At 57.4% G+C, this 14,874-nt stretch carries 18 protein-coding genes; 7 read left to right on the forward strand and 11 right to left on the reverse strand.

Features of this window, described 5'->3' with window-relative positions; genetic code table 11:
* Positions 1-37 precede the first annotated feature (37 nt).
* The 4 genes from RGM3321_RS15885 to RGM3321_RS15900 all read right to left on the reverse strand — a co-directional run bounded on the left by RGM3321_RS15885 (position 38) and on the right by RGM3321_RS15900 (position 2,140).
* On the reverse strand, positions 38-856 hold the full coding sequence (locus tag RGM3321_RS15885; RefSeq protein ID WP_244393849.1) for a M48 family metallopeptidase: 819 nt from the start codon (positions 854-856) through the stop codon (positions 38-40).
* Positions 857-1,038: 182 nt separating this feature from the next.
* Positions 1,039-1,668, reverse strand: coding sequence for an SOS response-associated peptidase (locus RGM3321_RS15890; RefSeq protein ID WP_244393850.1), 630 nt, complete (start codon positions 1,666-1,668; stop codon positions 1,039-1,041).
* Positions 1,669-1,697: 29 nt separating this feature from the next.
* Positions 1,698-1,958, reverse strand: a complete 261-nt coding sequence (locus RGM3321_RS15895; protein WP_057421880.1) for a DUF2007 domain-containing protein — start codon at positions 1,956-1,958, stop codon at positions 1,698-1,700.
* Positions 1,958-2,140: a CPXCG motif-containing cysteine-rich protein gene (locus tag RGM3321_RS15900; protein ID WP_002552181.1), complete on the reverse strand. Its 183-nt coding sequence runs from the start codon at positions 2,138-2,140 to the stop codon at positions 1,958-1,960. The genes RGM3321_RS15895 and RGM3321_RS15900 overlap by 1 nt, the downstream gene beginning before the upstream one ends.
* A 106-nt stretch (positions 2,141-2,246) precedes the next feature.
* Here RGM3321_RS15900 and RGM3321_RS15905 point away from each other — a divergent pair, with 106 nt between their 5' ends.
* Positions 2,247-3,410: a 1-acyl-sn-glycerol-3-phosphate acyltransferase gene (locus RGM3321_RS15905; RefSeq protein ID WP_244393956.1), complete on the forward strand. Its 1,164-nt coding sequence runs from the start codon at positions 2,247-2,249 to the stop codon at positions 3,408-3,410.
* A gap of 332 nt (positions 3,411-3,742) precedes the next feature.
* Positions 3,743-3,949, forward strand: coding sequence for a hypothetical protein (locus tag RGM3321_RS15910; RefSeq protein ID WP_054985733.1), 207 nt, complete (start codon positions 3,743-3,745; stop codon positions 3,947-3,949).
* A 25-nt stretch (positions 3,950-3,974) separates the two neighbouring features.
* On the opposite strand, the gene RGM3321_RS15915 is transcribed toward RGM3321_RS15910, so the two are convergent.
* The 3 genes from RGM3321_RS15915 to RGM3321_RS15925 all read right to left on the reverse strand — a co-directional run bounded on the left by RGM3321_RS15915 (position 3,975) and on the right by RGM3321_RS15925 (position 6,886).
* Positions 3,975-4,616 carry a retron system putative HNH endonuclease gene (locus RGM3321_RS15915; protein WP_347880977.1) on the reverse strand — a complete coding sequence of 214 codons (642 nt, stop codon included), beginning with the start codon at positions 4,614-4,616 and terminating at the stop codon, positions 3,975-3,977.
* A gap of 74 nt (positions 4,617-4,690) precedes the next feature.
* Entirely contained in the window at positions 4,691-6,046 is a 1,356-nt protein-coding gene (locus tag RGM3321_RS15920; RefSeq protein WP_244393851.1) for an AAA family ATPase, read from the reverse strand.
* A gap of 258 nt (positions 6,047-6,304) precedes the next feature.
* Positions 6,305-6,886 (reverse strand): YajG family lipoprotein, encoded by a 582-nt coding sequence (locus RGM3321_RS15925; protein WP_244393852.1) that lies wholly within the window; start codon positions 6,884-6,886, stop codon positions 6,305-6,307.
* 228 nt (positions 6,887-7,114) lie between these two features.
* Here RGM3321_RS15925 and RGM3321_RS15930 point away from each other — a divergent pair, with 228 nt between their 5' ends.
* The gene (locus RGM3321_RS15930; RefSeq protein ID WP_244393853.1) at positions 7,115-7,348 is read left to right on the forward strand and encodes a hypothetical protein; all 234 of its coding nucleotides are present in this window, start codon (positions 7,115-7,117) and stop codon (positions 7,346-7,348) included.
* Positions 7,349-8,069: 721 nt separating this feature from the next.
* On the forward strand, positions 8,070-9,578 hold the full coding sequence (mqo, locus tag RGM3321_RS15935) for a malate dehydrogenase (quinone) (protein WP_244393854.1): 1,509 nt from the start codon (positions 8,070-8,072) through the stop codon (positions 9,576-9,578).
* A gap of 102 nt (positions 9,579-9,680) precedes the next feature.
* On the opposite strand, the gene RGM3321_RS15940 is transcribed toward mqo, so the two are convergent.
* Complete coding sequence (locus tag RGM3321_RS15940; RefSeq protein WP_244393855.1) at positions 9,681-10,577, reverse strand: homocysteine S-methyltransferase family protein; 897 nt, start codon at positions 10,575-10,577, stop codon at positions 9,681-9,683.
* A 111-nt stretch (positions 10,578-10,688) separates the two neighbouring features.
* Between RGM3321_RS15940 and RGM3321_RS15945 the strand changes: the two genes are divergently transcribed.
* On the forward strand, positions 10,689-11,510 hold the full coding sequence (locus RGM3321_RS15945) for an ABC transporter substrate-binding protein (protein ID WP_002552174.1): 822 nt from the start codon (positions 10,689-10,691) through the stop codon (positions 11,508-11,510).
* Positions 11,507-12,340: an amino acid ABC transporter permease gene (locus tag RGM3321_RS15950; protein ID WP_244393856.1), complete on the forward strand. Its 834-nt coding sequence runs from the start codon at positions 11,507-11,509 to the stop codon at positions 12,338-12,340. Before RGM3321_RS15945 ends, RGM3321_RS15950 begins: the two co-directional genes overlap by 4 nt.
* Positions 12,341-12,544: 204 nt before the next feature.
* On the opposite strand, the gene RGM3321_RS15955 is transcribed toward RGM3321_RS15950, so the two are convergent.
* The 3 genes from RGM3321_RS15955 to RGM3321_RS15965 all read right to left on the reverse strand — a co-directional run bounded on the left by RGM3321_RS15955 (position 12,545) and on the right by RGM3321_RS15965 (position 14,026).
* Positions 12,545-12,832: a PA4642 family protein gene (locus RGM3321_RS15955; RefSeq protein ID WP_244393857.1), complete on the reverse strand. Its 288-nt coding sequence runs from the start codon at positions 12,830-12,832 to the stop codon at positions 12,545-12,547.
* A 66-nt stretch (positions 12,833-12,898) separates the two neighbouring features.
* Positions 12,899-13,402, reverse strand: coding sequence for a hypothetical protein (locus RGM3321_RS15960; RefSeq protein WP_244393858.1), 504 nt, complete (start codon positions 13,400-13,402; stop codon positions 12,899-12,901).
* Between the two features lie 66 nt (positions 13,403-13,468).
* Positions 13,469-14,026: a hypoxanthine-guanine phosphoribosyltransferase gene (locus tag RGM3321_RS15965; RefSeq protein ID WP_002552171.1), complete on the reverse strand. Its 558-nt coding sequence runs from the start codon at positions 14,024-14,026 to the stop codon at positions 13,469-13,471.
* A gap of 207 nt (positions 14,027-14,233) precedes the next feature.
* Between RGM3321_RS15965 and upp the strand changes: the two genes are divergently transcribed.
* Entirely contained in the window at positions 14,234-14,872 is a 639-nt protein-coding gene (gene upp / locus RGM3321_RS15970; protein WP_002552170.1) for a uracil phosphoribosyltransferase, read from the forward strand.
* Positions 14,873-14,874: the final 2 nt, after the last annotated feature.

Consider the following 14,874-nt stretch of genomic DNA (forward strand, 5'->3'; position numbering starts at 1 on the left):
GTTGCGAAACACGCAACGCTAGGGGTGTTTCGGCCGATCAGGATTTTGGGGCTGCCTGATACAGCGGCATCACTTTGGGAATCGCGGCCTGCAGCGAAGCAATGCGACTCTGCGATGCCGGGTGAGTGCTCATGAACTCTGGCTGCGCCCCCCCGGAGTTCTGAGTCATTTTCTGCCACAGGGTAATGGCCGCATTCGGGTTGTAACCCGCACGGGCGGCCAGCTCCAGGCCAATCAGGTCGGCTTCGTTTTCATTACTGCGGCTGTTGGGCAGCGTCAGGCTGTAATTGACCACGGTGTCGGCTAGCGCCAGGCTGTCTTGCCCAAGCCCCAGAAATGCACCTGCACCCTGCTTGGCCATCGCCACACCGTAAGCCTTGGACATCGCCTCACGCCCGTGCTCGCGCAAGGCATGGGCGATCTCGTGGCCCATGACCGCAGCGATTTCATCGTCGCTCAGCTTGAGGGTGTCGATCAGACCGGTGTAAACGAAGATCTTGCCGCCCGGGCCACAGTTGGCGTTCAGTTCGTCACTTTTGATCAGATTGACTTCCCACTGCCATTGAGCCGAATCAGGACGCAGTTTCGGGGCCTGGGCGATCAGCCGATCAGCGATTGCGTGAACGCGTTTGGCGTTCGCGCTGGTGGTATCCAGCACGCCTTTGCTGGTCGCTTCGCCGACGGTCTGCTGATAGGACTGGGCGTACATTTTATTGACTTCATCGGTGGAGAGCATGCTGAACATGTACTGCTTGCGCTCCACACCAACCGAGTCACCACTGGTGGTATTGACTGCCTGACACCCGCCGAGCAGCAACGCAGCGCTCAGGGCACAGAAGGCAAATGACTGACGCATGGTGAATCTCCTTGTTTGTGAAACGGCCATTGCGGGGCAGACCTCTGCGCCAGATACCGGCCAACTGGCATCTTGGTCTTTGACGGAGGTGGATGGTTCCCGCAGGTATGTCCAGTTTGTATCAGATGCGCTTCAAGGCGGATATCGGATTTGTCTGATTCATCGGTCTTATCCCTGCCCGCCTAACTCAATGGCGTCAGACACTCAGGTGCATTGAGTTTCGGATCGTTGACCAGATTGGCCAGTGGTCGCTCTCGCAATGCGGTCTGTGGGGCTGCCAGCAAGGCTTGCAGGGTTGGCAGCGGTGTGTCTGCGGCCAGCCAGGCTTTCTGGCTGCTGGCATCCAGAATCAACGGGCGACGCTGCGTCGCGGCCGCCTGTGTGACCACCGCCACGCTCAGGTACGTATGCCCCTGCACCGGATACGCTTCCCATATTGCCGCAAAAAACAGCGCAGCCCCCTCCCCCGGCGTCAGCCAGAACGGGCGTTTGCGCAGAGTGCCGCGCCACTCGTAAAAGCCGTTGGCGGGCAGCAGGCAGCGGCGATGGGTAAAGGCATCACGAAACATGGGTTGCTCGGCCACGGTTTCGGCGCGTGCATGTGCGGGAGTTTTCGACAGGTCGGTGAGCCAGGCCGGGGTCAAACCCCAGCGCGCACGCACCAGCTCGATACCGCCCTCGTTTTCGGCGGCACGCATGATTAACACCCAGTCGGCTGGCGAAATGTTCCATTGCGCCTGCTGATCGGCGGGAAAACCGGGCAAGGCGGCAAAGGCAGGGGTCCAGCGAAACAGGGCGAAGCGTCCACACATGGGGGCTAATCAGACTCTATTGAAGGTGCTCAGCACACCAGTACATCGGGGAAGTCGTCCGGCTCATCGCCAGACAAGGGCGAAGCGCTATTGTACGCAGTGATCAGCTCGCGTGCCCGTTCGACCTGTGCATCGTCGACCTTGAGCGCCAGAAGCCCCAGCCCCGGCAACTCGCCCATCGCACCGAGCAGGTCGCGACCGGCGAGATGCGCCTTGATGCCTTCGCTGGCGAGCATTGCCAGCAGCAACTCGGCCTCCATGAGGTTCTCGGGCTCGTAGATCTTTTGCATCACTCGTTCTCGCTGCGAACATCCAGGTTCCAGTCTTCGCCGTCGGTCTGCAGGTCGAAAATGATCGGGCGGCAACAGACCGGACAGTCTTCAATGTACTGTTGATCGCCACCGGACAGGTCCAGTACGGCCTCGACAGGCTCGCCGCAATAAGGGCAATCGTAACTCTGTAATTCCTGCATCACGGTCTCCGGGATCAGTTGTGCGTATAATTGCCCCATTCTTCAGAAGGCTGTTTTGACAAGTACGTCTTCTTTTTACCCTATCCGATTCCAACAAGAGAGCATGATGGGCGAATTTGATGCCATCCGACCGTACAACGATGCAGAAGTCCCCGCCGTCTTGGCACGCCTGCTGAGCGACAAAGCCTTTCTCGCAATTCTGACCCGATTCCGTTTTCCCCGCCTGGCGGGCGCATTCGGTTGGCTGCTGCAGCCGACCCTCGCGCGCAAGCTGCGTCGCGAGTTTGCCGGTATCGACTCGGTCGCCACGCTGCAGGACAAAGTCGAATATTACGTCGACCATACCATCGAGCGCGCTACGGACGGAGTCACCTATACCGGCGTCGAGCAGCTCAAGTCCGGTTGTGCCTATCTGTTTCTGGCCAACCACCGCGATATCGTCATGGACCCGGCGTTCGTCAACTATGCCGTGTACCATGCAGGCCTGCCAACTCCGCGCATTGCCATTGGCGACAACCTGCTGCAAAAGCCGTTTGTCAGCGACCTGATGCGCCTGAACAAGAGCTTCATCGTGCACCGCTCGATTATCGGGCGGCGCGAGAAAATGGCGGCTTACCAATTGCTGTCGGCGTATATCAACCACTCGATTACCAAGGATTGCCAGTCCATCTGGATCGCCCAGGCCGAAGGCCGCGCGAAGGATGGTGACGACCGCACCGAGTCGGCAATCCTCAAAATGTTCCACATGAGCCGCAAGGACGAGCCGTTTGGCGACGTGATTCGCTCTCTGAACCTGATCCCGGTTTCGATCAGCTATGAGTACGACCCGTGCGACAGCGCCAAGGCCCGCGAGCTGTACATTCGTGCAACTACCGGCTCATACACCAAGACGCCGGGCGAAGACGACGTGAGCATTGCATTGGGCATCACTGGCTATAAAGGTCGCGTGCATGTGAACTTCGCACCGCCGATCACCGAGCAGTTCGAGGACACCAAGCAACTGGCTATCGAAATGGACCGGCAGATTCTCGGCGGCTATCGTCTGTTCCCGGTGCATTACCTGGCGTACGCGCAATGGAGCGACGCCGACCCGAGCCTAGACGTACCGCCAGCGTCCGCGGTGTTTGCGGCCGACGAACTCGAACGCGCCAAAGATGAATGGGAAGGTCGCCTGGCAGGCGTGCCGACCGAGCATCGCCCTTACCTGATTCAGCAGTACGCGACACCGGTGCGCAACCAGTACCGGGTCAAGGCCGGGCTGGCGCTTTAAGAACTGCGAACGCCTATAGTGCCCATGCTCCGCGTGGGTACGCCGTTCTGGACGCTCTGCGTCCGGTCTTGAGCGCGTCAGCGCGCCGTGACGCAGAGCGTCACCCAAGGCATTCCCACGCAGGGTGTGAGGAACGATAGGTTAACTGAAACACCGCCTTCGCAAGCAAGCGAAGCGTCGCCCGGCTCGCTCCCACAGGGCTTGTTCTGATCCTGGCGGTGTTCCAGAAACATCCTGCATGACAATTCGCTGCCGCTGTCACCCAAGCGTAACGTGACACCCTCATTGTGTGGCTCCTCGAGAAACGGACTTCCCTCTTTTTGGAGCTTGTCATGCTGCACGCAAAAAATCAGGACCGCCTTTATCTCATTGCCCCGAGCGATGAGCAGCAGGAATTGATCGATGGCCTGGCCTTCAACGTTCAGGACCGCCACTGGCTGGTCTACTGCGCACTGGGCGGGCATGCTCATCATGATTTGCCGGATCTGGACCAGGCCACCGGTTTCAGTTTTCTGGATTTCTATCAACAGGCGGCCTGACGCTTGTACCTGGATCGGCGTATTGCTAGCGAACAGCATCCTGAGCAAGGACCGCTTCGGCAATGTCTCCAAAAAAATTCCGGGTAATACTGAAAAACTGACTCAGACTTTCACCAATAGGGATGAGATCAATCCCCGCCAGACAATGCAGACTCATCTCTTGATCAACATGCTCTTCAAAAAGCGTTTCCAACTCATCCCACCAGGATTGTCGCAAGTCCTGGAGATAAGGGCTGTTAAGGTTTAGCAGGTCGATGGTGTATCCAGCGCGGTCAAAATCATCCAGTGATAACCCGTCAGCAGGCACCGCTCGGCCGTCAGACAAATAGACGAAGAAGCGCGAACAGTCGGGCATGTGACAAGAGACGAAGCGAGCCATGTCGACCCCTTTTGACTTACCTGACGCGTGCCCACCAAATATCTCGGCGCCTTGTATTTTCAGCATTTCCAGATCGCTCTGACTGTCCAGCGCGCAAGCAGCGAGGTTGTTGTAGTCAAAGGTACACTGAGGGTGCTGGCTCTTGTTTTCGACGTGCTCTATGTGGAAACTCAGCCCAACCCGGTCAGGTCGAATTTCGCTATAGCAACACAATCCGTACTGTTCCTCCAAAAGACAGCTCAGCACCTGAGCCTTGTAGCCAAAACTACTCCACCGGCTTGTGGATATGTCGCTGGTAGTGGGTGGGCTGCAATGCGAACGGGCCAACTGATAAGGTCCGCTTCCCCGCTTGCGTATTGACCTCATCCCTTCAATGCCTTCTGCCGCTTTATGCTGCGCCGCAGGCGCTGCAACTGAGGGTGTTGTTCAGTTAGAGCCTCAGTTATCTGCTGCATCAGCAAGATCGCCTGTGGTTCGTCATAGCGACCTTTGTCCACCCACTCAGTGAGTTGTAGCAGGCCCGGCTTTTCATCCACCGGAGGCTGCGGATCGACCTGCATCACGCTTCGCAGCACGCTGTTGCTCGGCTCACCATAGGTCATGGCAAGAGGCCGGGACGCAATCAAACGCCCTTGGGCATCTTTGCCTATCACTCGAATGTTTTCACGTCGGACCGTGCTCAACACCTGCGGACTGTGCGTGGTGACAATAAACTGCATGGCAGGAAAAGCAGCACGTAATGAACCTACTATCGTCTGTTGCCAGAAGGGGTGCAGGAACATATCCACTTCATCAATCAATGCGATACCTGGCGTTTGCGAGGGTGCCAGCTCGCCGAGGTGCGGGTTGAGTTTGCAGGCACGAAAAGCGAGATCCGCAACCATGGCGATGGTGTTACGCAGCCCATCGCTAAGCATTTCGACAGGTAAAATCCCCTGTTCCGGATGGTGCATGACCAATTGCTGTTGATGACTAGCACTGTACTCCAGTCTATGCCAGCCCGTAGGAGCCTTTATCAACCTGTCGATGGCTTCTTTGACAGCTGAGATGATTTTCTCAAAGCGCTGTCCGGTATCGGACATTTCTTCGCCGCGCTCCAGAGCGATCAACTGAGCTTCACGGTAGCTACGGTAGATCCAAATGTACCATGCAGTGAAGGTCTTGAAGCTGGATGAATAAGACAGGCAATTGAGGTATGCGGACGTTCTGGAGAACTCACTTCTATCGAGTGTTGTCTGAGCCGCTGCCGAACTGAAGCGTCCCTCGAACCATAGCCTGGACGTACCCAGGTAAGTCACCATCGGCAGAGTGACGCGTGCATCACTTCGCACATTGTCCTGAAGCGACTTACCATACAAAGTCAGCGCTTTCGATCCAGCATCGCCAATGGTGTTAGTGGACTTTTTCAAGCTGACGCGCTGCTGCTGCCAACTACTGTCAACGGCGTTTCCCCACCAGGCACCCTTTGCTTCGATAACGCTGGGCACCTGCGACTCCATATTGCCACTGCCGAATTGGGCCAGTCGCACATCTTCAATCTGGATAGTGGCAGATTTTCCTGTCTGACCACCAAGATCAAAACCCTTGACGAAAGGCCACAGCGCCACTCGAGCGGCGTCAAGAATGGTGGTTTTTCCACCTCCGTTGGAGGCAATAAGTATGGTCAGATGCGGATCGAAATCGATCTCGAACTCACCGAAGCAGCGATAGTTCTGCATTCGCAGTGTGTCGAGCCTCACAGTATTTTCTCCGGTTTCGTCATCTGGCCAAGCATATGGAAAACACCTTCCGTTGCAGTTGGGACAGCATACTAAATGCAAATCATAAAAAGGCGACACAAAGAGCATAGCCATGAGTTTCGTACCTGACGGCAACCCCGCTTCCATCCAGACTGCGCTTGCCAGAACGTAAATCCGGAAAAATAAAAAAGCCCGGCCCCTTCGACAAGGGCCGGGCTTTTCTTTTTTATGCGAGCCTTACTGCGCCAGGGTAGAACCGATGGTTGCGTCCTGGAAGACGCGGGTCAGTGCATCGCTCAACACGTCACTCACCAGCTTGGTGTTGGTTTCCTGGTTCGGGGCCATGCCAAAACGCTGATCCAGCGATGCGGCGTAACGCCCACTGTAGCTGCGACCGTTATTGCGTACGTCAGCGCGGAACGTCGAGCTGATGGTGGCTTCAGTCACGTACAGGCCTTCTTTGGGCGACTGGTACTTCAAGTCTGCCAGGGTCACGGTCAACTGCGGAGCGTTGCCACCCTGAGTCGGCGTAAAGCCCAACAGGCGTACTGCCGCCTCGGCCTGAGCCTGGAGCTTGGGAACGATATCCGCACCGTTGACGCTGATGGCGCTGGTTTCCGGGTACATGCCGCCACGCGTGCCCAGCGTCGGGCCAGGGCGGCCGTCGACTACGCGCACCACCACAGGCTGACCACGCCCTACGGCCGCAAGCTGCGCGTTGAGCTTGGGAGTGGGACTGAGTTGTTGCGGACTGTGGGCGCAGCCCACCAGGGTCAAACTGCTTACAGCAAGCAAACCGAACAAAATGCGACGCAGCATGCTCATTTCTCCATGGGCCAGACACTGAATGTGCCGCAGTATAGCGGCCAGCAACAGCCGCTAACCAGAGGCCGCTGACCGTTAAGCCTCGGACATTCGGCACGTCTCGGGGTTCAGGCAGCAGCTTAGGCAATGATTCGTGCAGCGCAATGTAATCAGGGCGTCACATCCAGTTGGCAGACTCGCCCTCATCGCACAGACGCTCATCCACGTCACAGGAGCTGCGCCATGAATCTGTTCCGGTCTCTGTTCACCACACGCCACCAGCTTCGCCATTACGCACGCATTGATCAGGCAGGCATCTGCCGCGCGTTCAAGCATTGTGCGCAACGCCCGTCTGGCGTCGAATGGGTGGAAGTGGCTGAGCAACGACTTGCCTGGCTGAACCAGCCACTGCCCGCCAGCGCCCGGGTGACACAGCACAGCGCACGTTCAACGCGCGGCCAGTTGCTCACCGCCTGACCCGATAGAGAATAAAAGTCATTTAAAGCGATCAATTCCTGCCATTTCATCGCTATAATCTCCCCCCGATTATAAGGACGTCTCCTGATCGGGCCTCGCAGCATTGCTAATCACCGTATTAGCGCCTTCGTACTGCCCACAGAGAGCCGCCCACACAGGTCATGTGCGCACGAGTGTGCTCGATGAAAGGTGAAGAATGCTCGAATCGTATCGAACCTTTCTCGCCCGCCAGCGCCTCACTCTTGGTGCCCCTGACCTGCCAGCGCTGTCATCGCAGCCATTTTGAGGTTTGGTTCACGTTCCCAAAAGGACGTGAAAAACGGGTTTCACTACTTCACAAGAGTGTGGCGAGCAAATGAATAGGTACGCGTTTGTAAATGCACCATCAGCCTCTGAACCGGCTCTCTTGAACAGGACTGACCGCGACTGCGCCTCCATCACCGGAGCCTGACGCCATCGACAGGAGCCCATCGGGCGATGGGTTCCCTGACGATGGTCGAATGGCCTTGCGGGCCTGGAAATGCGTTCATTAAACATTGATGAACCATGACCGGGCCTGACCGGGACCTGCGCTTTAGATGCGGAAAATTGCGAAGAATCGGTCAGGCGATCCTGGCCAGGAAAGCGAGGGCACCCTTTTGATCCAGACCCCGAACACCTGGCAACCAGCCTCAGGATCGTATGCCGTCAATTTGGTGCTGCAGATTTTGGAGACGCGTTAATGGCGCATAACGAAGCAGTCGACGTAGTACTGGTCGGAGCGGGCATCATGAGTGCCACTCTGGCGGTATTGCTCAAGGAGCTCGACCCCGGCCTCAAGCTGGAAGTCGTTGAGCTGATGGACTCCGGTGCTGCGGAGAGTTCCAACCCGTGGAACAACGCCGGTACGGGCCACGCTGGTCTGTGCGAGCTGAACTACACGCCGCCTGCGGCTGATGGCTCTATCGACATCAAGAAAGCGGTGCACATCAACACCCAGTTCGAAGTCTCGAAACAGTTCTGGGCTTACCTGGCGCGCAAAGGCACCTTCGGTTCAGCCCGTTCATTCATCAATCCGGTCCCGCACCTGAGCTTTGTGCAAGGCGAAAACGGCATCTCGTTCCTCAAGACCCGTTTTGAAGCCATGAGCAAGCATCACGCCTTCTCGTCGATGGAATACACCGAAGACAAGGCAAAGCTGGCCGAGTGGATGCCGCTGATGATGCCTGGGCGGCCGGCTGATGAAAGAATTGCCGCAACACGCATGATGAACGGCACTGACGTCAACTTTGGCGCACTGACCAATCAACTGCTCAGCCATCTGTCCAGCGCTTCGGGCACGCAGATCAAGTACCGCAGCCGGGTCACCAACCTGACCCGCAACGGCGCAGGCTGGACCGTGAGCGTCAAGGACGTGAATGGCGGCGGTACACGCGAGATAGATGCCAAATTCGTATTCCTCGGTGCAGGTGGCGCGGCATTGCCGCTGCTGCAACTGTCAGGCATCGAAGAGAGCAAGGGTTTTGGTGGTTTCCCGGTCAGCGGCCAATGGCTGCGTTGCGACAACCCGGAAGTGGTCAAACACCATCAGGCCAAGGTTTACAGCCAGGCAGCCGTGGGTTCGCCGCCCATGTCGGTGCCACACCTGGACACCCGCGTGGTCGATGGCAAGAAGTCCCTGTTGTTCGGACCGTATGCCGGCTTCACCACCAAGTTTCTCAAGCACGGTTCGTTTCTCGACCTGCCGCTATCGGTACGCGTCGCCAACATCAAACCGATGCTGGCAGTGGCCCGCGACAACATGGACTTGACCAAGTACCTGGTCAGCGAAGTGATGCAATCGATGGAGCAACGCCTGGAATCGCTACGCCGCTTCTATCCGGAAGCGAAAGCCGAAGACTGGCGTCTCGAAATTGCTGGTCAGCGGGTGCAGATCATCAAGAAAGATGCAAAAAAAGGCGGCGTGCTGCAATTCGGTACCGAGCTGGTGTCCGCTAAGGACGGCTCGCTGGCCGCCCTGCTGGGTGCTTCGCCGGGGGCTTCTGTCACCGTGTCGATCATGCTGGAACTGTTGGAACGCTGCTTCCCGGAGAAAACCCGCACCGAGTGGGCTGCCAAACTCGACGAGATTTTCCCGGCTCGGGAAAAGATCCTCGAAACCGATGCGCAGTTATATAACCGCGTCAGCGCCCAGAATGACGAGGCGCTGGAGCTGGTGGAGAAAAGCAGTCAGGAGCAGAGTTTCGCCTGAGCTGATTGCCGCTCCCTGAAAGCCCTGCGCATCTGACACGCTGTATAAACAAAAAGCCCCGTGGCTCTGCCGAGTCACGGGGCTTTTTGTTGCGAATGTCAGTCAGAGGCTTTTGGACAACACAGCGATGTGCTCCGGACCAATCCCGCAGCAGCCGCCGATGTGCGTGGCACCGCGCGTTACCCAGTCTGCCGCCCACTGTTGATAACCCTGCGGGTCAAGGTCTTCGCGCAACTCATCCAGACCGTCGTTGGCCTTGGCGTCCTTGGGTTGCGGCGGGAAAGCGTTGGCGTAGGCACCAATCGCAATGTCGACGCTCAGGGCTTTGAACACCTCACGCGCCGCATCGATTGCACCGCCAATAACCTCTGGCTGGCTGCAGTTGAACAGCAGCGTCGCAACGCCCATCCCGGCGGCAGCCTTTGCCGCATCGGCAACGGGCTCGCCTGAACGCAGACGCGGCACCTCATCGGTGTCTTCATCCTGAAGAGTAAACGACAACCAGAATGGTTTGCCGTCATTGGGCAACCCGGCGTGGATGGTTTGCGCTTCAAGAATGCAGCTTTGCGTCTCGGCCAGCCACAGATCGACATACGGCGACAAGCCGGCAACCAGTGGTTTCAGAACATCGGCGGCCAGTTCCGGCTTGTACAAGTCCGGACGATAGGAGCCGAACAGCGGCGGAATGGAACCTGCCACCTTTGCACGACCGCCAGAAGCGTCGGCCGACTCACGCGCCAGTCGCCCGGCCAGCGCTGCCAATGCCTGACCTTCGCGGGCAAAGCGCTCTTCGCCAATATGAAACGGCACGACGGCATAGCTGTTACTGGTAATGACCTGAGCGCCACTTTCGATGTAAGCGGCGTGTACCGCACTGACGGCCTCAGGTGCCTCGCTCAATGCCAGAGCCGACCATTCAGGCTGGCGAAACGGGGCACCGCGACGCTGCAGTTCACGGCCCATGCCGCCATCAAGAATTACAGTTGTGCCTTGCGTCATATGTGATCTGCTTATATGTATATGAAAAAAACTCATTATGAGTCAGTCTTGTATAACGTATTTAATACGGCCCTTTAATCAAACTACAAACACTTTTTTCAGGGGATATCTGTGAACTATCGCGCTCTGCTGGGCATTGGCCTGGTCACTCTGGCTGCCTCCACTCAAGCCCTGGCCGGTGCCACGCTGGATCGCGTGCAGAAAAACAAAGAGCTGGTCAACGTCCTGATGGAAAGTTACCCGCCCTTCTCTTTCCTGAATGACAAGAACGAACTCGACGGTTTCGACGTGGATGTCGCCAAGGCCGTGGCGCAAAAGCTGGGCGTCAAGTTGCGCCTCGAAACCCCCTCCTGGGATGTCATCGCCGCAGGCCACTGGAGCGGACGTTACGACATCTGTGTGTGCTCGATGACCCCGAGCAAGGCACGCGCTGAAGTCTTCAACTTCCCGGTCGAGTATTACGCATCGCCTGCGGTGATTGTGGTCAACGCCTCGGATGATCGCATTCATTCGGCCAAGGACCTGAGCGGCAAGAAAGTCGGCCTGACCAGCGCCTCAAGCTACGAAAGCTACCTGAACAAGAATCTGGTCATCGATGGTGCGGAAGACAAGCCACTGCAGTACCCGTTCGACGACGTGCAGATTGCCCCCTACGACAACGACAATGTGGCGTTTCAAGACCTGGGGCTGGGCGCTGGCAAGCGGCTGGACGCCATACTGACCAATCTGGTGACCGCAAAACCGCGTCTGGACCAGGACAAGCGCTTCAAGCTGGCGGGCGAAACGCTGTACGAAGAACCCAACTCCGTGGCCATCGAGAAAGACGACCCGGAATGGGACGCCAAGGTTCGCGAAGTGTTCGCCGAACTCAAGAAAGACGGCACGCTGAGCAAGCTGTCGCAAAAGTGGATCGGTGCTGATATCAGCAAATGACTTCTTTCCAGCCCCAGCGCCCACCCGAGCAGGCTGATCAAGGCCTGCTCAAGCGAGTTTTCGGTTTCCGTACGCGGCTTTACCTGACCTGGCTGGTAATGTTCGTGCTGTTCGCCGGCTTTTTTCTGAGTTTCGATCTGAAGCTTGCGATCATCCTCGAAAAACTGCCCAACCTGATCGGCCTGCATCTGGCTCCCAACGGTTTCCTGCAAGGCGCTGCGCTGACGCTGTTTGTGTCGCTGTGTTCGATTGTGGTTTCAGTGCTGCTGGGTTTTGTCACCGCGCTGGCGAGGCTGTCCAGCAGTGCCGTGGCGTTCGGCATCGCCAGCTTTTACGCCTCGTTCTTTCGCGGCACGCCGCTGCTGATCCAGATTCTGCTGATTTATCTCGGGCTGCCGCAACTGGGCATCGTGCCCGGCGCAATCGCGGCGGGGGTTATTGCGCTGTCGCTCAACTACGGGGCTTACCTGAGCGAGATTTTTCGCGCTGGAATCATCGGCGTCGCAGCCGGACAGCGAGAAGCCGCACTGGCCCTGGCGTTGCGCCCTGCGCAGATATTCTGGCGCGTCACCCTGCCCCAGGCCATGCGCACGATCATTCCGCCGACCACCAACCAATTCATCTCCATGCTCAAGGATTCGTCACTGATTTCAGTGATGGGCGTCTGGGAAGTGATGTTTCTCGCGCAGTCTTACGGCCGCTCCAGCTATCGATACATCGAAATGCTGACCACCGCGGCGGTGCTGTACTGGATCATGTCGATCGGGCTGGAGTTGTTGCAGTCACGACTGGAGCGGCATTACGGCAAGGCGTATCAGGCACGCAAGTAACTGCAACTTTCGTCCGTACGCTTTGCGTGCTGTGCAGCGTAGCCGTGTGACGCAGAGCGTCACGAAATGCATGCCAACGCGGAGCATTGGCACGATAGGTGTTCTCTGGTGCGCCTATCGTTCCTCACGCTCCGCGTGGGAATGCAGTTCCGGACGCTCTGCGTCCAGGCAATGCGGAGCATTGGCACAATAATCAAACGACAATTACGTACGGGCTTTATCGATCAGCTCGATGTATTCATCGGCGTTGCGCTGATCCTTGATCAGGGTAATGAAATCGTTGCCGTGCTCGTCCTTGCCATCGAAGTCGTGGCCCGCTTCCCTGAAAAACACCAGAAAGCGTTCAAAATCGTTGATGCGCAGCCCACGGTAGGCCTTGATCAGTTTGTGCAGCGACGGCGAGGTAGCATCATACGGCTCGAAGTCGAGGAACAGTTTGATCTGCTCATCGCCGATCTCATCGCCAATCAGCTGCTTCTTATCTTTACGCATTACAGGCTCCAGCAGGTCGCAGACACTTTCACGGGCGGGCAGTTTACCCCTCGGCAAGCACAGCGCTCAACGCGCACGTGCAGAGGTGGTATGCAAATCGGCCCAGATATGCCCGTTGGCATAACTGAGGAACTGGCAATAAACCTTCTCGTTGCGCAGCAAGTCGACCAGCACGCGGTACTGGGCCAGTGGGTAATAAAGCGTCAGGGTGCCGGTTGGCTCGTCGTAGGTCGGCTTTTTCAGGCTTTTACTGTCGCCACCATCAAAGTGCACAAGCACCTGTGAAATGGACGCGCCCTTGTTCAGCGACTTGCCATTGAGGCGCAACGACAGAGGGGAAGTGACCGGAATCGGCTGCTGGCTGGATTGCCGCTGGTTACCGGCAACGATGGTGTATTCGGTGACACGCATCAACTGTTGCTGCTCGGGCGCACCCTCACGCAGGCTCAGGTCATCAGGCGGCAGATATTGCTCGTGCATCGGGCTGGCCGATACCGGCGCAGCAGGTGCAGCAACTGTCAGACCAGACAACAGCACCAACACAACAGCGCCGGGAATCAGTAGCTTCATTGAGGGTTTCCAGATAATTGCGAATCGACGACCGCCCCTGCTCGCAGAAGCAGTCGTCAGAATGCCTTACATCCCTTTGACGGCATAGATGCCGGCAGCATTACGCCAGTAGCCTTTGTAGTCCATGCCGAAACCGAAGATGTAACGGTCGATGCATGGCAGGCCTACGTAGTCGGCTTTCAGGTCCGGGCGGGCCTTGCGGTCGTGGTCTTTATCGATCAGCACGGCAGTGTGCACAGCGCGGGCACCGGCGTGTTTGCAGAAGTCGATAATGGCGCCCAGGGTGTGACCTTCATCGAGGATGTCGTCGATGATCAGCACGTCACGGTCGATGAACGAGACTTCGGGTTTGGCTTTCCAGAACAGATCGCCGCCAGTGGTTTCGTTGCGATAGCGCGTTGCGTGCAGGTAGGACGCTTCCAGCGGGAAATTCAGATGAGTCAGCAGCTTGCCAGAGAAAATCAGGCCGCCATTCATCACGCAGAACACAACCGGGTTGCGTTCGGCCAGTTCGGCATTGATCTGCGCACCAACGCGGGCAATGGCAGCATCCACTTCGGCCTCGGTGTACAGGCAGTCGGCTTCGCGCATGATTTGACGGATATGCTCGAGATCAGCGGACATGACGCTCTCCAGATAAGGCAGTTTGAGAAAAGCGGGCAAAGGTACGCATCCGTTCAAGCCAGAGCAAGTGATTCTGGACTAACGTTGCGAGTGTCTTGCAAAAGCCGCGAACGTCGAAGCTTCGTAACGATAATGCACGTGCTTTAAGACAGTAACAGCTGAATAGATTAACCTAGACCGATTTTTGCCCCGCTGGAGCCTTTTCCCATGCCTATTCGTGAGATCCGTCATCCACTGATCCGCCACAAGCTCGGCCTTATGCGCCGCGCCGACATCAGCACCAAGAATTTTCGTGAGCTGGCTCAGGAAGTCGGCGCACTGCTGACCTACGAAGCCACCGCCGACCTGACCCTGGAAAACTACGACATTCAGGGCTGGGCAGGTACGGTTTCAGTCGAGAAAATCGCGGGCAAGAAAATCACTGTCGTGCCGATCCTGCGCGCCGGTATCGGCATGCTTGACGGCGTCCTCAGCCTGATTCCGGGTGCCAAGGTCAGCGCGGTCGGCGTGGCCCGCAACGAAGAAACCCTGCAAGCGCATACCTATCTGGAAAAGCTGGTGCCGGAAATCGACGAGCGCCTGGCAATGATCATCGACCCGATGCTGGCCACCGGCAGCTCGATGGTCGCCACCATTGACCTGCTGAAGAAGGCTGGCTGCAAGGAAATCCGCGCCATGGTCCTGGTCGCGGCTCCCGAAGGTATCGCAGCTGTAGAGAAGGCGCACCCGGATGTGATGATTTACACCGCCTCTATCGACGAGCGTCTGAACGAACACGGTTACATCATTCCGGGCCTGGGCGATGCCGGTGACAAGATTTTCGGCACCAAACAGAAGGACGCGTAACA

Origin of the sequence: Pseudomonas sp. RGM 3321 (genome assembly GCF_022836805.1) — a bacterium.
GTDB lineage: Bacteria > Pseudomonadota > Gammaproteobacteria > Pseudomonadales > Pseudomonadaceae > Aquipseudomonas.

Excerpts from the sequence above, each read along its gene's own strand:
- RGM3321_RS15920 (WP_244393851.1), bottom strand. The coding sequence starts at position 6,046 with ATGCAGAACTATCGCTGCTTCGGTGAGTTCGAGATCGATTTCGATCCG.
- RGM3321_RS15890 (WP_244393850.1), bottom strand. The coding sequence starts at position 1,668 with ATGTGTGGACGCTTCGCCCTGTTTCGCTGGACCCCTGCCTTTGCCGCC.
- RGM3321_RS15965 (WP_002552171.1), bottom strand. The coding sequence starts at position 14,026 with ATGTCCGCTGATCTCGAGCATATCCGTCAAATCATGCGCGAAGCCGAC.
- RGM3321_RS15905 (WP_244393956.1), top strand. The coding sequence starts at position 2,247 with ATGGGCGAATTTGATGCCATCCGACCGTACAACGATGCAGAAGTCCCC.
- RGM3321_RS15955 (WP_244393857.1), bottom strand. The coding sequence starts at position 12,832 with ATGCGTAAAGATAAGAAGCAGCTGATTGGCGATGAGATCGGCGATGAG.
- RGM3321_RS15950 (WP_244393856.1), top strand. The coding sequence starts at position 11,507 with ATGACTTCTTTCCAGCCCCAGCGCCCACCCGAGCAGGCTGATCAAGGC.
- RGM3321_RS15925 (WP_244393852.1), bottom strand. The coding sequence starts at position 6,886 with ATGCTGCGTCGCATTTTGTTCGGTTTGCTTGCTGTAAGCAGTTTGACC.
- upp (WP_002552170.1), top strand. The coding sequence starts at position 14,234 with ATGCCTATTCGTGAGATCCGTCATCCACTGATCCGCCACAAGCTCGGC.
- RGM3321_RS15885 (WP_244393849.1), bottom strand. The coding sequence starts at position 856 with ATGCGTCAGTCATTTGCCTTCTGTGCCCTGAGCGCTGCGTTGCTGCTC.
- RGM3321_RS15910 (WP_054985733.1), top strand. The coding sequence starts at position 3,743 with ATGCTGCACGCAAAAAATCAGGACCGCCTTTATCTCATTGCCCCGAGC.
- RGM3321_RS15960 (WP_244393858.1), bottom strand. The coding sequence starts at position 13,402 with ATGAAGCTACTGATTCCCGGCGCTGTTGTGTTGGTGCTGTTGTCTGGT.
- RGM3321_RS15895 (WP_057421880.1), bottom strand. The coding sequence starts at position 1,958 with ATGCAAAAGATCTACGAGCCCGAGAACCTCATGGAGGCCGAGTTGCTG.
- RGM3321_RS15900 (WP_002552181.1), bottom strand. The coding sequence starts at position 2,140 with ATGCAGGAATTACAGAGTTACGATTGCCCTTATTGCGGCGAGCCTGTC.
- mqo (WP_244393854.1), top strand. The coding sequence starts at position 8,070 with ATGGCGCATAACGAAGCAGTCGACGTAGTACTGGTCGGAGCGGGCATC.
- RGM3321_RS15930 (WP_244393853.1), top strand. The coding sequence starts at position 7,115 with ATGAATCTGTTCCGGTCTCTGTTCACCACACGCCACCAGCTTCGCCAT.
- RGM3321_RS15940 (WP_244393855.1), bottom strand. The coding sequence starts at position 10,577 with ATGACGCAAGGCACAACTGTAATTCTTGATGGCGGCATGGGCCGTGAA.